The 15,829-nt window shown below is 61.3% G+C and carries 17 protein-coding genes; 12 read left to right on the top strand and 5 right to left on the bottom strand.

What is annotated here, in order from left to right:
* On the top strand, positions 1–475 hold a 475-nt coding region (locus RUW20_RS00205; protein WP_313950168.1), incomplete at its 5' end, for a DUF4126 domain-containing protein.
* A gap of 36 nt (positions 476–511) precedes the next feature.
* On the opposite strand, the gene RUW20_RS00200 is transcribed toward RUW20_RS00205, so the two are convergent.
* Together RUW20_RS00200 and RUW20_RS00195 are read right to left on the bottom strand one after the other, a co-directional pair.
* Positions 512–829 (bottom strand): hypothetical protein, encoded by a 318-nt coding sequence (locus RUW20_RS00200; RefSeq protein ID WP_313950167.1) that lies wholly within the window; start codon positions 827–829, stop codon positions 512–514.
* 92 nt (positions 830–921) lie between these two features.
* Positions 922–1,743, bottom strand: a complete 822-nt coding sequence (locus RUW20_RS00195; protein WP_313950174.1) for an SAM-dependent methyltransferase — start codon at positions 1,741–1,743, stop codon at positions 922–924.
* Positions 1,744–1,882: 139 nt separating this feature from the next.
* Between RUW20_RS00195 and ylqF the strand changes: the two genes are divergently transcribed.
* From ylqF to RUW20_RS00175, 4 genes are all read left to right on the top strand, one after another.
* The gene (gene ylqF, locus RUW20_RS00190) at positions 1,883–2,866 is read left to right on the top strand and encodes a ribosome biogenesis GTPase YlqF (protein WP_313950166.1); all 984 of its coding nucleotides are present in this window, start codon (positions 1,883–1,885) and stop codon (positions 2,864–2,866) included.
* A gap of 36 nt (positions 2,867–2,902) precedes the next feature.
* Positions 2,903–3,805 (top strand): acyltransferase, encoded by a 903-nt coding sequence (locus RUW20_RS00185; RefSeq protein ID WP_313950165.1) that lies wholly within the window; start codon positions 2,903–2,905, stop codon positions 3,803–3,805.
* Between the two features lie 186 nt (positions 3,806–3,991).
* Positions 3,992–4,708 (top strand): ParA family partition ATPase, encoded by a 717-nt coding sequence (gene parA / locus RUW20_RS00180; RefSeq protein WP_313950164.1) that lies wholly within the window; start codon positions 3,992–3,994, stop codon positions 4,706–4,708.
* Positions 4,709–5,109: 401 nt separating this feature from the next.
* Complete coding sequence (locus RUW20_RS00175) at positions 5,110–5,355, top strand: hypothetical protein (RefSeq protein WP_313950163.1); 246 nt, start codon at positions 5,110–5,112, stop codon at positions 5,353–5,355.
* A gap of 453 nt (positions 5,356–5,808) precedes the next feature.
* Here RUW20_RS00175 and RUW20_RS00170 read toward each other — a convergent pair whose 3' ends face one another.
* Entirely contained in the window at positions 5,809–6,234 is a 426-nt protein-coding gene (locus tag RUW20_RS00170) for a universal stress protein (protein ID WP_313950162.1), read from the bottom strand.
* A 155-nt stretch (positions 6,235–6,389) separates the two neighbouring features.
* Here RUW20_RS00170 and RUW20_RS00165 point away from each other — a divergent pair, with 155 nt between their 5' ends.
* The 7 genes from RUW20_RS00165 (at position 6,390) to RUW20_RS00135 (ending at position 14,116) form a co-directional block, all read left to right on the top strand.
* On the top strand, positions 6,390–7,694 hold the full coding sequence (locus RUW20_RS00165) for a citrate transporter (protein ID WP_313950161.1): 1,305 nt from the start codon (positions 6,390–6,392) through the stop codon (positions 7,692–7,694).
* A 153-nt stretch (positions 7,695–7,847) separates the two neighbouring features.
* Positions 7,848–8,324, top strand: a complete 477-nt coding sequence (locus RUW20_RS00160; RefSeq protein ID WP_313950160.1) for a hypothetical protein — start codon at positions 7,848–7,850, stop codon at positions 8,322–8,324.
* A 653-nt stretch (positions 8,325–8,977) separates the two neighbouring features.
* Positions 8,978–9,658, top strand: a complete 681-nt coding sequence (locus RUW20_RS00155) for a TIGR00153 family protein (protein ID WP_313950159.1) — start codon at positions 8,978–8,980, stop codon at positions 9,656–9,658.
* A 111-nt stretch (positions 9,659–9,769) separates the two neighbouring features.
* On the top strand, positions 9,770–11,032 hold the full coding sequence (locus RUW20_RS00150) for an anion permease (RefSeq protein ID WP_313950158.1): 1,263 nt from the start codon (positions 9,770–9,772) through the stop codon (positions 11,030–11,032).
* Between the two features lie 78 nt (positions 11,033–11,110).
* On the top strand, positions 11,111–13,312 hold the full coding sequence (locus RUW20_RS00145; RefSeq protein WP_313950157.1) for a metallophosphoesterase: 2,202 nt from the start codon (positions 11,111–11,113) through the stop codon (positions 13,310–13,312).
* A gap of 77 nt (positions 13,313–13,389) precedes the next feature.
* Positions 13,390–13,593, top strand: a complete 204-nt coding sequence (locus tag RUW20_RS00140; RefSeq protein ID WP_313950156.1) for a SlyX family protein — start codon at positions 13,390–13,392, stop codon at positions 13,591–13,593.
* 238 nt (positions 13,594–13,831) lie between these two features.
* Positions 13,832–14,116: a hypothetical protein gene (locus RUW20_RS00135; RefSeq protein ID WP_313950155.1), complete on the top strand. Its 285-nt coding sequence runs from the start codon at positions 13,832–13,834 to the stop codon at positions 14,114–14,116.
* Positions 14,117–14,865: 749 nt separating this feature from the next.
* On the opposite strand, the gene RUW20_RS00130 is transcribed toward RUW20_RS00135, so the two are convergent.
* Both RUW20_RS00130 and RUW20_RS00125 read right to left on the bottom strand, forming a co-directional pair.
* The gene (locus RUW20_RS00130; protein ID WP_313950154.1) at positions 14,866–15,057 is read right to left on the bottom strand and encodes a hypothetical protein; all 192 of its coding nucleotides are present in this window, start codon (positions 15,055–15,057) and stop codon (positions 14,866–14,868) included.
* Between the two features lie 282 nt (positions 15,058–15,339).
* Positions 15,340–15,717, bottom strand: a complete 378-nt coding sequence (locus RUW20_RS00125; protein WP_313950153.1) for a NosD domain-containing protein — start codon at positions 15,715–15,717, stop codon at positions 15,340–15,342.
* Positions 15,718–15,829 lie beyond the last annotated feature (112 nt).

Here is a 15,829-nt window from a genome sequence, read left to right as displayed (position 1 = left end):
GCTGCCGGACGGTTTGCGGGTGCTTGAGCACCAGTGGGTGCTGCTGGCGGCCGGGCTGATGCTGATGGTCGAGTTTCTTGCCGACAAGCTGCCGATCGTCGATTCGCTGTGGGATAGCGTGCATAGCTTCATTCGGATTCCCGCTGGCGCTGCACTGGCGGCGATGGCCTTCGGCGGGCAGGGGGTTGAGTGGCAGACGGCGATGGCCATTGTCGGCGGCAGCCTGGCGGCCGGTGCGCATCTCGCCAAGGCAGGAACCCGTGCGGCGATCAATTTCTCACCGGAGCCCTTCAGCAATCTGGCGGCTTCCCTCGGTGAGGACTCTCTGGTGCTGGTTGGCTTGTGGTTGATGTTTTCCCATCCCTGGCTACTGCTCGTTTTCCTGGCGCTTTTCGTCGCGTTCCTGGTTTGGCTGCTGCCGAGATTGTTCCGGCTACTGGCGGGTCGGCGTCGGGCCACGGCTGACCACGGGTAAGTTCTATCGCGCAACCGCGTTCGCTCGATAGTCGCGTCAGGCGATGCGCTCGGCGGTCCACGCCATGCCGCCGAAGATGGCCAGCACCGAGACGATCAGCAGTGCTACACAAGTCGTGAAATACAGCCTGGGGCTTGTTTCCCGGTCAGCAATCGCCAGAATGTGCAGGGCACCCCAGGCGACGGCCAGGCCAACGACCAGCGGGATGCCGAGTACCTGCCACTCGACGCTGTTCAGCGAGAGCATGCGGTTCTCTTTCCAGGGCACGGCGAGAAACACGCCGAAAGTCCAGAACAGGGCAGTGCTGCCGCTGGCGACGAGTACGGCAACGCCGCGGGTGATCCATTTTTCCATTGCAGGGCCTTGTCGGTCTATTTGCTGGTGTGGCGGCGGCAGCTGTGCAGTTTTTTTGTGCCACTTGCTGCGGATGTCTTTCACTTCGCTGGTCAATAGAGGAAGCGATCACGCAGATCGTCGAGGTTCAGCTCGGTCAGTATTTGCTCCAGGCGCGCCGCGGCGTTGCCGCGCGGGGCGCCTGCGTGCCTGGCGACGATCAACTCGTTCTTCAGCGAGTGCTCCCAGCCGACGAGTTCGGTGACCGTCAGCTGATAGCCGTGCGCTTCGAGTTGCAGGCAGCGCAGCACGTTGGTTAGCTGGCTACCGAATTCGCGAGTGTGGATGGGATGACGCCAGATCTCCGATAGCGGCGTTTTCGAGAAGGAATCGTTTTTTTTGCTGCGTAGGCGGCCGGCGACTTCGGCCTGGCAGCAGGGGACGAGTACGATGAACCGCGCTTGCTTGTGAAGGGCGAAGCGGATGGCGTCGTCGGTCGCCGTGTCGCAGGCGTGCAACGCGGTGACGATGTCGATCCGCTCAGGTAGTGCCGGTGAGTCGATGGCGTTGGCGACGCACAGGTTGAGGAAGGACATGCGCGCAAAACCCAGGTGGCTGGCCAGCGCGCGCGAGCGCTCCACGAGTTCCTGCCGCGCCTCGACGCCGTAGATGTGGCCGTCATCCCTGGCTTTGAAGAACAGGTCGTAGAGGATGAAACCCAGGTAGGATTTGCCGGCGCCATGATCGGCCAGCGTCAGGCTGCTGTCCATGGCGACCAGTTCGGCGAGCAGGGGCTCGATGAAGTGGAAAAGGTGATGGACCTGCTTGAGCTTGCGCCGGCTATCCTGATTGAGTTTGCCGTCGCGGGTCAGGATGTGCAGTTCCTTGAGCAGTTCGATCGACTGCCCTGGTCTTATTTCGGGGATTGCCGACAAGTTCTTCCCGAGCTCTAGTGGCAAGAAAACCGCATTGTAGCGCTTTGGCCGCTGCGGCGACGGTCGGGGGAGCAGCAGGAAAGGGCAGAAGACGCCAACAGGTGGGATAATGGCAGGCCTTTAGTCAGTCGGATTTGGCATGGCCATCCAGTGGTTTCCCGGTCACATGAACTCGGCGCGTCAGAAAGCGGCCGAGACGATGGCGTCGATCGATGTGGTCATCGAGTTGCTTGATGCGCGCCTGCCAGAGGCCAGCACCAATCCGCTGGTGCGCGAACTCCGGCTGCATCGCCAACGTCCGTGCCTCAAAGTGCTCAACAAGGCCGATCTGGCCGATCCACAGGTGACCCGAGCCTGGATCGATCACTACAATCGACAGGATGGCGTGCGCGCGGTCGCACTGTCGTGCCGCAAACCGGGCGACGTGACGCGTTTGCCGACCCTGTGCGAGAAGCTGGCGCCGCATCGCAACGACAACGTCAAACCCTTGCGGATGCTGATCATGGGGATTCCGAACGTCGGTAAATCGACGTTGATGAACGTCCTGCTCAAGCGCAAGATCGCCAAGGTCGGTGACGAGCCGGCGATTACCCGCTCGCAGCAGACCTCGCAACTCGATATTCGCCATTGGATAACCGATACGCCGGGGCTGCTGTGGCCGAAGATTGCCTATCCGAGCGATGGCCTGATGCTTGCCGCCAGCAATGCCGTCGGTCGCAACGCGATGATCGACGAGGAAGTGGCGACCTTTCTCGCCGGGCTGTTGCTGGCGCGCTACCCGGCCCTGTTGGCCAGCCGCTATGGCTTGCCGGTCGATCAGCTCGCGAGTCTCGACGCGGTGAATGTGATCGAGGCGATCGCCCGGCGCCGCGGTCTGCGCATGCGCGGCGGCGAAGCCGATCGCGAGAAGGCGGCGAAGGTGCTGCTGCAGGAATATCGCGATGGCGTGCTCGGTCGGATCAGTCTGGAAACCCCGGCAACGCGCAGGGTCATGCTTAGCAGCGATGCCGTGAAGCAGGATCTCCCGGAGCAGCTCCCGCCCAGTGCGGAGGCGTGCGGGCCCGCGCGGGACGAAGCGCAAGGCACGATTGCCGGCGCGCTACCTGCGGACGCCTCGCCGTAGGCAGTGACCGTCTACTGAGCGTCGCCTGCTTCGCCCATGTTGAGTTTCCTGCCCGCCCCGTTGATCGGCCTGCTTGCGGCATCGCTGTTGGCGCTCAACGCCTTGTTCTGGGTGCCGATCCTGCTGCTGGTGGCGCTGCTCAAGTTGACCCTGCCGTTCAAGGCGCTTCGATCGCGCCTCGATCCCGTCCTGATCCGCATCGCTGAGGCGTGGATCTCCTTTAACAGCGGCTGGATGAGACTCACCCAGAAAACGCACTGGGATGTAGACGGGTTCGAGGGGCTCGATCCACGTGGCTGGTACCTGGTCAACGCCAACCATCAGTCTTGGGTAGACATTCTGGTTCTGCAGCACCTGTTGACCCACCGCATCCCCCTGCTCAAGTTCTTTCTCAAGCAGCAACTGTTGTGGGTGCCGGTGATGGGGCTGGCCTGGTGGGCGCTCGACTTTCCGTTCATGCGCCGGCACAGCGAGGAGGCCCTCAGGAAGCACCCGGAGCTGCGCAGCAAGGATCAGGAAGCGACCCGCAAGGCGTGCCAGAAGTTCGCGCTGATCCCGACCAGTGTCGTCAACTTCAGCGAAGGGACGCGCTTTACGCGAGTCAAGCATCAGCTGCAGCAGTCGCCTTACCGCCACCTGTTAAAGCCGAAAGCCGGTGGCATTGCGCTGGCATTGAACGTGATGGGCGAGAAATTCCGGGCGATTCTCGACGTCACCATCGTCTATCCGGACGGCACACCCAGCTTCTGGGCGTTTCTGTGCGGCAGGATGCACTGCGTACGGGTGCGCGTGCAGACCCTGCCGATACCGAGGCATCTGGTGAGCGGTGACTACGCCACTGACCCGGTCGTTCGCGAGGCTTTCCAACAGTGGATGCAGCAGATCTGGCGCAACAAGGACGCACAGATCGGAACGCTGCTGGGCAGCGGTCGCTCGTGAGCGAGGGCAGGCCAGCGTCCGGATGGTGAGCGCCCGGGCGGCGACGACGGATTCCCGGCGATCTTAAGCGCGTGGCGCGCTTTCGTCGATCTGCATCCAGCGCTCTCGAAGCAGGCAGAAAATTCTCCACTTTATGGCCCGGTGGGCGCTCATTCGATCTTGTCCGTGGCTCCGGTGATGGCATAATTGCCAGATAATGCGAATTTATCTCAACAAGCAGCTCACAAGGCAGGTGTTATGTCAATGTCACTAGGGCGGGTCGTCGCCGTTGTCTCCCAGAAGGGCGGTGCGGGGAAGACCACGGTCGCCATGCAACTGGGTGGTGGTTTCCACGAGCTCGGAGCCTCGGTGGTGCTGGTCGACGTCGATCCCCAGGAGAGCGCGTATCGTTGGGCAGAGTCGGCCCCTTTGCTCGATTCCGAGCTCCAGCTCGATGTACGCAAGATGTCCGGCCTCGAACTGATCAAGCACGTTGGCGAACTGCAGCGAGAGGCAGACTACGTCGTCATCGACACGCCACCGTCGATCTATCACCCGTCGACCCTGGCGGCCTTGGCGGTGGCGCATCTGGCGCTCGTTCCGGCGGTGCCAAGCCCAACCGATCTGTGGTCTACGCTGGCCGTCGAGCGACTGATCCTGACGCGAATGGAGCAGAGCCACCGGCTGCACGGATGCATTGTTCCCAATCGCGTGCAGAACACCGCATTGGCTACCGATGTGCTTGAACTGTTACATGAATTTACCTTGCCGATCCTCGATGCTATGCTCTGCCAGCGCAATGCCTATGCGCAAAGCGCGGTGATCGGTGCATCGGTATTTCAGCTGGGGCCTGCCGCCGACGCAGCACAGGAAGAAGTTCGCAAGCTGATCGCAGCCGTTCTTAAACAATTGGGAGAACATTGATGACGACATCCACGCGTACCAGTAGCAACAAGACCGCTCTGCGGGCCAGTTTGAAGAAGGAGGACGATTCCCTGGCAGATCGTCTGGCAGGGACCGATGTTCCGCTTGTCGCCACATCCGAGACGGAAACTCCCGACCTTGGCATTCCCGAGGGTGCCGTTGCCGCTGCGCCGGCGCGCCGGTCCGCATCGAGGGCGGCTACCAAACCTGCCGTGGGGAGACCCGCGGCCAAGGCAGCCTCTGCCGACGCGACGTCAGGGTCGGCTGCGAAAGCACCGACCAGGACGCCCAGGAAAGCGGCGGCCGTGACGGCAAAGCCAGCGACCAGGCGAACCGCCACCGCTGTCAAGCCAACGAAAGCAGCGACCAGGCAGCCGGGGCCGGTAGAGCAAATCGAGAAAGTGGCCAAGCAGAAGCGCGACAAGCTGGTGCGCTATTCCGTCAAGTTGCTGCAGAGCGAGGAAGCGGCAATCGACGCGTTGCGCGTCGAACTGTCGAACGCCGCCGGTTGGGTGGCGACCAAGTCCGACATCGTCCGCGCTGGCGTGCAGGCTTTTGCCCAGCAGAAAGTAGAGCAAATGCAGAAGTTGCTCGGCTCGCTGGCCGTTCCCTCAAAGGGCAAGAAGGGCAACAAGAAAAAGCGTTGATCGCGCTGGCCTCGGCGTTCGTTTCCCAAACCGGTTTCCGTAACGCGTGGGTTTCGTTGCCGCGGTCAGCCGATCACGGTGAGCTGAGCTGGAGACGGGCGGCGACGCCGCCCCCGCGCCAGTTCACCGCGTCGGCGGCGATCAGACTGGTGCAAGGTGGCCTTGACCGTGGTTGACGCTGAAGTGACATCTTGCATCTTGATCGGTGCCGGTTTCACCACGGTGCAAGACATGGATGGACGGGCAGCAATAGAACAACTTTAGAGGCGGTGGATCGCGCGCGGCTACCGCTTGGCGGGTCGCGTCAGCACGCCAAGGCAAGGGGTGTCAAAGCGGTCGGCCCACGGGCGCCTGGTTGGTACGCGGCGCCTTCGGAAATCCCTCGACTGCTTTGTGGTTCGAGGGCGCGGGCGCAACAACACCCCACGCCCCCTCCATGGCCTGGCGTGGTGTTCACTTGAGCAGCGTGATTGGCAGGTCGCTGAGGTGGAGGACCCGGCTGCTAACCGAACCGAGCAGCATCCCTGACACCGCTCCCAGGCCGCGGGTGCCCATCACGATACCATCACATCCCTGTTCACTAGCCACCCGAACGATGGTCTCGGCAGGAGGGCCGATCTCCACCACCGGCTTACAGCGCACACCTGCCCCCTTGAGGAGCTCGCGGGCATGCTGCAGAGTGTCGCCGCCCCGGCTTTCTTCCATCGCCTCGACTTCTTCTTTTTTCAGTACGCGGCGCACCTCCCAATCGTCCACCTCTGGTTGGACATTGAGCAGGACCGCTTCGAGCGACGGGTACATGGCGGCTAGCGCGGCGACGTGCCGAACGGCGCGATGGGCGGGGGCCGAACCGTCTACCGGAACAAGAGCTTTGCGCATGGCGAGCATCTCCGTCGGGATGGAGCTTTCAATGACGACCGCGGCTGCTGGGCTGCTGTTATAGGCGCGAGATTGCTTCAAAAAGACGCGCCTAACCCGCAGCAAATGAACTGGCGAGGTTACCATAGAGCCCTCGAAGACAGGGGAGTTTCGTGATGTTGAGGATAGGTCGTAGTCCTCCGGTCAGCCGCCTGCGGACGATTGGCGCCTTGTTCTTGTTCTTCCTGGCGTCACCGGCCCTGGCAGCCGAAGCGCCGGAAGTGTTCGGCATACCGGTTGATTTCGTTCTGTTCGCAATGACGCTGCTTGGCGTTGGGCTGTTTCATCATCACGTTCTCAAGGTTGCGCTCGCCGGATTGGTAGCGATTTCGCTTTACAAGATCGCCTTTACCGGCTTCAAGACCGGCGATGGTTTCGGCGGCTTCGCTTCGCACATGGCGCACGAGTGGTCCCTGCTGGTCAATCTGTTCCTCCTGCTGGTGGGTTTCGCCTTGCTGGCACGTCATTTCGAGGACAGCGGCGTTCCGGAGGTGCTGCCGAGGCTGCTGCCGGCAAATTGGCTTGGGCCCTTCGCCCTGCTGCTGATCATCTGGACTCTCTCGGGTTTCCTGGACAACATCGCCGCGGCGCTGATCGGCGCCACGGTTGCCGCGAGCGTTTTCAGGCGCAAGCTTCACCCTGGCTATCTGGCCGCCATCGTCGCCGCGGCCAATGCGGGGGGTGCCGGCAGTGTGCTCGGCGATACGACAACGACCATGATGTGGATCGCCGGGATCAGTCCCTTCGAGGTGATCCGCGGCTATCTCGCCGCGGCGGTGGCTCTGGTCGTTTTTGGTATTCCTGCAGCCTTGCAGCAGCATCGTCACCAGCCGGTCGTGCGCGATTTCCAGGCCGCGCATCACATCGACTACGCGCGTGTTGCGATCGTCGCTTTCATTCTGCTGGCCGCGATTACCACCAACGTCACGGTTAACCTCAACTTCCCGGCATCGGCCGAGAGTTACCCGTTTCTCGGCGCCGCGGTGTGGATCGCCTTGCTGCTTGCAGCGCCGCTGCGAAAGCCCGAATGGAGCCTGTTGCCGGAAGCCGTCAAGGGGTCGATCTTTCTGCTGTCGCTGGTAGCCTGTGCTTCGATGATGCCCGTTGAGCGCTTGCCGGTGGCGTCGTGGCAGACTGCGCTGGGTCTGGGTTTCGTTTCGTCGGTTTTCGACAATATCCCACTCACCGCTCTGGCCTTGAAACAGGGGGGGTATGACTGGGGCGTTCTCGCCTTCGCGGTCGGCTACGGAGGTTCGATGCTATGGTTCGGTTCGTCTGCCGGAGTGGCAGTAGCCAGCATCTTCTCCGAGGCCAAGTCGGTCGGGAAATGGCTGCTCCACGGCTGGCACATTCCGCTGGGCTACCTGGCCGGTTTCTTTGTGCTGCTGCTGAGTCTCGGCTGGAATCCGCAGGTCGGCTGACCGATGCTGCATGCAGGCGCGCGGGCAACGGTGATGGCAGTGCCTATGAGCTTTCGAGCTTGCGGGAACTGGCGAGAAAGCTGAGTCGGCCGAGTCGGCCGGGGCCCTCGGCAGGGATTTCTTGGTGATTGATCAACAATGGGCAGGGAGATGATGGAACGTTTCGTAGTAAGTACAGAGGAAAAGCGTCGGCGCTGGATCAATGTTGGTTGGGGTCTGCTCTTCAGCGCTGCCATCGTTGGCACGGTCGTTTTGGAGCACCAGCGGGATCCCGAGAGCTACGGCAGCTTCCTGCTGTGGTCGGTAGCCTCGATGCTCGGAGCGGCAAATCTGGCCAATCTGTTTTTTCTTCTGCGCTACCTGCGTTTGATCCGTGATCACTGCCTGGAATTGATCCCTGGCAAGCCGAGGGTGCCGGGCAAGCTGAGGTTTTTTACGGCCGGGAAATGGACCGAGCTGGAACTTGAGCAGGTGAGCGCGCTACGCGTGTTCAAGCGCTGGGGCAAGCTCCGGCATATCCAGTTGGTGCTCAGGAATAATCGCGGCATCCGTCTCGAGGGCTACCAGGACCTCTCGCGCTTGGCGGAGAGTCTGCAGAGCGCGCTACCGAGCGGCAAGCTGATGTCGTGAATGCGGCGGCACGACAGCGCGGTGGCTGCTGCTTCCGGGCGCGCTCCCCGCGCGCCGAAGGTGTTGAGCGGTAGGGGCTTGTCGGGGTCAGAGCGATGACTGCTGGTTGAAGCGAGAGAGGTCTGAAGCGAGGCCTCGGCCGCCCGGCGCTCGCTTGAGCGGCCAAGGAGCAGTCCTCGCGACCGGGCGCTTTCACTGGATAGGCTGGCACCAGGGCGCAAAATACCCGACAGCCATCCCACGCGCTGCCGGCAGATCAGTTCGCGGCAGTGGTAGCTGGGCAGGGGTGGCCGGTTGGGCGGATGCGGCGGGCCATCCCCCGGCTTTGACGGACACAGAAGCTCCCCTTCGCAGACCGTTCCTACGCCCCAAGCTGGTGCTCTCGCCCGCGTGTGCTCGGGCTATTCCAGGTCCACTGCCGGTCTGCCGAGTCGCATCTCGCATAAAAGCTTGCCTAAAGAAAAAAATTCGCAATTTCTTGTACTTGCGAGCAAAAACCCATCCCTGAAGCGTTCCTTGGCGGGCCTTTGGGGTTACAATTGCTTACATATTTCTGAACGCATGCATGCCTTCGTAAGACTTTTAAGGGGGGCTCCTGCGCACTGCAAAAACAGAATTTTTCACTGTTTCTTACTAACCATAGCGGAGGACAAATGTTATCCACCAATCCGATTGCGGCCCTGTTCGGCAAGTCACCGTTCAAGCCCATGCAACAACACATGCGCATCGTCTGCGAGTGCGTGGCAGAAGTGCCTGGACTGTTCAATGCACTGATCGAGAACGATTCGGCGAAGCTTGAAGCCCAGAAGGACAAGATCTTCGTCAAGGAGGGCGAGGCAGACGCGCTCAAGAACGATCTGCGTGACCATCTGCCGAGAAGCATGATGCTGGCGGTCGACCGGCGGGATCTGCTGGAACTGCTGGCGATGCAGGATTCCATCGCGGACACCGCCCAGGACATCGCCGGCCTGCTGGTCGAGCGCAAGATGGAAGTGCCGCCAGGGATGGCCGAGCCGCTGACGCGCTTCGTGAATCGCTGCGTCGAGACCTGCGAACAGGCGCACAAGATCATCGAGGAACTCGACGAACTGCTGGAGACGGGTTTCCGCGGTCGTGACGTCGACCGGGTCAATGCGATGGTTCTCGAGCTGGGCCAGATGGAAAGCGATACCGACCTGATGGGCATCGCTCTCAGCGGTATTCTTTTCGCCCAGGAAGACAGCGTCAAGCCGGTGTCGGTAATGTTCTGGTACCAGTTGATCCAGTGGGTGGGCAACCTGGCCGACAACGCCGAGAAGGTCGGCGACCGCTTGCGTTTGTTGATCGCTCGCTGAGGACGGGACGTCAGGAGGGTGGGCAAACCCCTCGACCAGCCGGGCAATCCCGGCCCGGGGCCTTTCTTTCGCGGGTTTACTAGTAGAAAAATCTACCTTTAAGGGTGCAAGATGGAAATTATTGCGCAGCATCAAACGATATTCTTAATTCTGGCCTATAGCTTTGGCCTGTACATGACCTGGGGCATCGGCGCCAACGACGTGGCCAATGCCATGGGTACCTCGGTCGGTTCAGGGGCTCTCACCGTCAAGCAGGCCATCGTCGTGGCCGGCATCATGGAGTTTGCCGGCGCCTATCTCGCCGGTGGCGGCGTCGCGTCGACGATCTCGAAGGGAATCATCGACGGCGATGCCTTCAAGCCGGTTCCCGAGTTGCTAATGCTCGGCATGCTGGCCGCGTTGCTGGCTGCGGGCATCTGGCTGATGGTCGCTACCATGCGCGGCTGGCCGGTGTCGACTACGCACTCGATCGTCGGCGCTGTCGTCGGCGTCGGCGTTGCGGCGATCGGCACGGACGCGGTGCAGTGGGACAAGTTGGGCGAGATCGTCGCCAGCTGGTTCGTGTCGCCGGTGCTAGGCGGCTTCTTCGCCTTGCTGCTCACCTTGAGTATCCGCAAGCTGATTCTCAACACCGAGGATCCAATTAGCCAGGCGCGCAAGTGGGGACCGTTCTATGCGTTCCTGGTCGGCTGGCTGGTGTCGCTGGTGACCATCATCAAAGGCCTCAAGCACATCAAGATCCACCTCGGCGCGACCGAGGGCCAGATTCTGGCGATCGTGATCGGCGTTGGCCTGGCGATCGTCGCCAAGCTGATGATGAACCGTATCAAGACCGACGAGCGCGCGGACAAGGACTTCCACTACGCCAGCGTCGAGAAGTTGTTCATCCCGCTGATGGTGTTTACCGGTGCGGCAATGGCCTTCGCCCACGGTTCGAACGACGTGGCCAACGGCATCGGCCCGATGGCCGCGGTGATTCAGTTGATCGAGACCGGGCAGGTCTCGTCGAAGTCGGCGGTGACGCCGTTCATGTTGTTCATCGGCGGCGTCGGTATCGTCATCGGTCTGGCGACCTATGGCTACAAGGTAATGGCCACCATCGGCAACAAGATCACCGAGCTGACGCCGACCCGCGGTTATTGCGCGACCATTGCTGCCTCCTTCGTGGTCGTGCTCGCTTCCGGTCTGGGATTGCCGGTGTCTACCACCCACATCGCGGTTGGAGCGGTGATGGGCGTCGGTCTCGCCCGCGGTATCGGTGCGCTCGACCTGCGAGTCATCGGCGGCATCATCCTTTCGTGGTTCATCACGGTGCCTGTCGGGGCTATCCTGGCGGCGATCATTTTCTATATCCTGAAAGCGATCTTCGTCTAGGTCAGCAACATCCATCCGGGCGGCGACTCCCTGCGGGGCGCTGCCCGGTTCCTTTTCTGATCGAACGAAAGCGAGGCCATGCCGGATCCGCGTACTGCGCCTGTAGAATCGTTGCAGCGCTTCAAAGGGGTCGACTTCCCACGCGATATCCGGTTTCGCCAGATTCTGGTGACCGGCCCTCCCGGTGCCGGCAAGACGACCATGATCAGGCACCTCGGCGGTTGGTCGGAGGAGGGCTACCTGGACATCAGCCGGAAGCATTGGTGGCGATCCGAGCTGCTCTCGTTCAGGCCGCGCGAGATCCATCTCGGCCTTCCGATGCTGGGCCTGCCCAAGGCGATGTCGGTTTACGACCCCGAGTTCCTCGACTGTGATCCCTTGCCGTCGGTCGATCTGGCGCGTATCACCCTGCCGCCTCGGCAGCGTTTCTTCCTGTCCGTCGACTGGTATCGACGCTATGTCTTTGAATTTCTGCTGCCGCCTCCCGAATTGGTTTTTCAGCGACGTACGGAGCGAGCGCGGCACAGCACGCACCCGGTAGACGCCCGGCTGAGTCTGGAGATCTGCACCGCGCAGATGGAAGTATTCCGCCAGGTGGCCGAATATCTGCATCAAAAGGGCTTCTATGTGTATAGCCGCGAGGGGATCGAAAGCGCTCCGCGATGCTTTATCGATCCCCCAGGCGTTACCGTGGACGTCACACCCAAGCGGCGCAGATTCACGTTTTCGAGTGCTCTCGCCCGACTGAAAGCGATTTCTGCCAGGTTGGGTTTTGGCGTCGGCCATCACCTCAGGTTGCGCGACGCCTATCGACTCGGTGACACCAAGGTGCGGGTTTCCCGCGAAGGGCGACCGATCGAGATTACCCTTGGTCTGGAGGAAAAGCACCTTCGGATTTATCCCGAGACGCGAATGAACGAGCGTGGGGAAGTGGTCACGCTTGACAGCTTCATCATCATCGATCCCGCGACCCACCTGCACCAGCTCGGTGGCTTCCTGCGGCTGACGCCGAAGAACTGGCTGGTTCTGGGTTCGGACGACCCCGTTCAGCAAGCCATATTCGATTACCCGTCGGCCGTCGGCGTGCACCACCTGGCCGTGATCTATGGCCGCGATGGGCTGGTATTTCGCAATCTGAGCGACGCTGGTACGACCATCGCGCCAATAGTTAACGAAGCCAAGGTGGTCCGCTCGAACAAGTTGCGGCGGCTGCGCCCCTTCAGTAAGCGAAGAAACGAGCGTGCAGCCATCACCCTCGTTGCCGACGAGGCCAAGGCTCTTCGCATGAACCGGTTGCGGCGGTTGCGGGAGATTTTCGGTGGTCCTATCGAACTTCTGCCGAACGACCAGGCTTTGAACCTGATCAACCAGGTCAATCGACTGATGCAGCACGAGGTGTATCGTGCTCCGGACGACCGAGGCATGCCTGGCGGATTGTTGACGCTACCGCCATCCCTGACCCCGATCGTGGTTGCCGACATGCATGCCCAGATCGACAATCTGCTGACGGTGTTGACTCAGAACGCATTTCTCGAAGCGCTGGAGGACGGTAGCGCCGCGTTGGTGGTGCTGGGCGATGCCGTGCATTGCGAGGAGGACGGGCAGCTCCGGGTGATGAAGAGCTCGATGCTGCTGATGGATCTCATTTTCCGGCTCAAGATGCGTTTTCCAGAGCAGGTGTTTTATGTTCGTGGCAACCATGACTCGTTTTCCGAGGAGCTTGCCAAGGAGGGAGTTCCGCAGGGCTTGCTCTGGGCCCGGGAACTGAGCGAAGTGCGCGGCGCGGTCTATCAGAAGGCCATGGGCGAGTTCTACCGTCGCTTGCCCTACGTGGTAGTTTCCCCGCACTTCGTGGCCTGCCACGCCGCGGCACCGAAGATCAAGGTCAGTACGAAGATGTTGGTGAACATCTACCAGCATCCCGAAGTGGTCCGTGAACTGATCAATAACCGCCTGCAACGTCCCAATCGGCCTCAGGGTTACAGCCGGCGCGATGTCAAGCGTTTTCGCAAGAGCCTCGAGCTCGACCCGGCGACACCATTCATCGTTGGCCACACACCAATCGACCGCGAAGACACCTTGTGGCTCAACGTTGATGGCATTGGTAACCACCATGTCCTGTTCAGTGCCAACCCTCGCCAGGTCGGGGTATTTACACGCGTGGGCGAGACCATGGTTCCGCTGACTTACCCGGTAGACGCGTTGACGCGGATCGTCAACGCGATGAAAGACGAAGCGCCAGGTCTCGCGCCAACTTTGCCGAGGGTCGTGGCGAGGTGAGGCAGTGTTGCGCGGTAGGCCGCTGAAACCAGCGCTGCCGGATGGATTTTGCGCTATCGGATTAGGGAGGGTCTTTCTTGGAACATCGCCTTGCCGAGCTTGAAATCAGGGTCAACCTTGCCGAGGATTTGGTCGAGGAACTCAATCTGACTGTCTATCGGCAACAGCAGCAGATCGATCTCCTGCAGCAGCAATTACGCCATCTTTACCAGCAAGTGCGGGACGAACCCGCTACTGCCGAAAAGAGCGACCCGCACGACGATCTCCCACCGCACTACTGAGTCGATGGACCACCCGTCCAGGGATGGCTTCGGTGATCAACGGCGCCGATACTGGCCTCCGTTTGCCGCAGGGGTACGGCTGGGGTGAGGTGCAGCGGCCAATCTTCGAGCGCTAGCGCGTCGTTGGCACTGCCGCGGGCGGTTTTCTTCGATTTCTTGTCAACCGCTATCTGATGCGAACGTTATGCGCACCATGGGTGGGAAGCAAAAAACAAACTTCGACAGGAGAGAGAACAAAATGGGTAGCTTGAGCAACGAGTCTTTCGATCAGTTCCTGGATTCACTGAAACAGGCTGGCGTTGAAATCAGCAATGAGCGCGAGTTGCGCGAGCGTCTGGCGGAAGCACAGCGCTGGCGCTTCGCCTTCGCCACTCTGGCTGCCAATGGCCGCCTCTTGGGCATTCGCTTCCAGGACTCCAGTAGCCGCGTCAACGAGGCCGATATCCACCGCGCCTTTACCCGCTTCAAGTTTCCCGAGAACCTGGAAACCACTTTCGCCGCCAGCCTGCGGACGGAGCACTGATCAATCGTTGGTCTTGCATGAGCAAAGACCAGTATCACAGAGTCTGCCGATCCTTGGCTAACGTCGGGGTGTCGGGGAATTAAGAGGCCCGCGTTTTAGCGGGCCTTTTTCAGTTGTCGAACTGGTTTCTTGCTACGCCAGCTACTTTCCAGGAGCGCCCTGTCGCGCTCGGCTGCGGCGACGCTGCGGTGCTTTTCGACGTTGTTGGACGACGACTGTCGTGTGAGTCATAATGTCGGCATGAACGAATCGCCACCCCAGGATCCGCGTCGTCGGCTCCGTGAACTTCTCTCCATCCCGGAGCGGGATCGTACAGATCCGCAGTGGGATGAAATCATCGAACTCGAGATTACCATGGCTCCGGGAAACCGTGAGTCGGACCGCCCCTCGGATCGGCAGCCGGGGCAAGCGGAGAAGCGCCAAGGTTCCCCCGGTCCTGGTCGTCGGCCGGACCAACGCAAGGCGGGCCCGAGGCCTTCTGGTCCGCGGCCGGACCAGCGGCCGCCCGCAGCCAGATCTGAAGCAGGGCCTGAGGGGCAGTCTGATGGGCGTCCACCGGATGTCAGGGCGGCGCCGCCCAAGCGGCATGGCCGGCGGCCAAGGCGTCCGCCTGAGACCCCTGGCGATAGCTGATTTCGGTTCACTTTCCGCGACCGCGGCCCGGCGCTGACGGTCCTTGGTCGCATAGGGCTGTTGGCGCGCCCGCGTGCTGACCGGCCGGCAGGAATGCCGGTTGCCTTCTACTGTTGTTACCGATGGCTAGCCGACTCCCCGTAGTGAGCCTTCGGTTCCGGATCGCGCAGAATCAGCGTCGGCGGGGAAAACGGCGCGAGGCGCTCGAGGAAATCGAGCAATTCGAGGACTGGCGAGCCACGGAAGAACTTGGCCATCGGCGTTTCGAGCCAGATCGGGTCGGCGTAGGCCCAGATCTCCTCGGGCATCGCCAACGCCGTCGCCGTTCTGGTCGAAGCCTTCGTAGTTACCGCACTAATTTCCCCATCATTCGTTGTGGTCGATGTGGCCGCTTTCGCCAACCAGCGCTTGCCCGAGCTTGTGCTCGAAACGGTTCCACAGGACGAGATGTCCGCCTCTTTCACCGTAGCAGCTGATCCCGGTGACGTTATGCGCGACGCGGTTGTCGATTGCCGTGGTGCGACTGATCGGGTGCAGCGGGGAGTCGGAGAGCAGGCCAACCGCAAAGTGAATGATTTCGTTGCCTTGAATCAGCGTCGTGCCATTTTCTTGAGAGCAATGTAGGCACCGTTGGCGTCGACGGCATGCATCATCTGATTGTGGCGGATGATGACGCCATCGGAGTTGAGCACCGTAATCCCGGCGGAGTGGTGGGAGAAGCGCTTGCTTTCGATCCGCGTTCGGCTTAAAAAAAACAGCTTCAGCGCCCTTCGGCTGTCGTGGACGCTGTTTCCGACAAACCGGTTACACAGCGAGTTGCTGACCGTGATGTCACGGATATGGGCAATGTCATCGTCTTCAATACGGTTGCCCATGCGGTACCGGAGGCGGATCCAATCACTTCGGTCGGCAGGGTTCTGGTGTCGGGAACAGATGTGATTGTCGATCACGATCGGCGGCGTGATCACGACGGGTCCGGACTAGGTGCCGGCTGGCGCATTCAGGGTGCCACCCGCCGTAGTTACCGTGAAAGTCGCCTTCGCGACTCACGAATCTCCCTTCTCCCCCACGCGGGAGAAG

Source organism: Accumulibacter sp. (assembly GCF_032229525.1).
GTDB lineage: Bacteria > Pseudomonadota > Gammaproteobacteria > Burkholderiales > Rhodocyclaceae > Accumulibacter.
The sequence above is the reverse complement of the archived record's forward strand: the minus strand, read 5'-3'. Positions and strand labels throughout refer to the sequence as shown.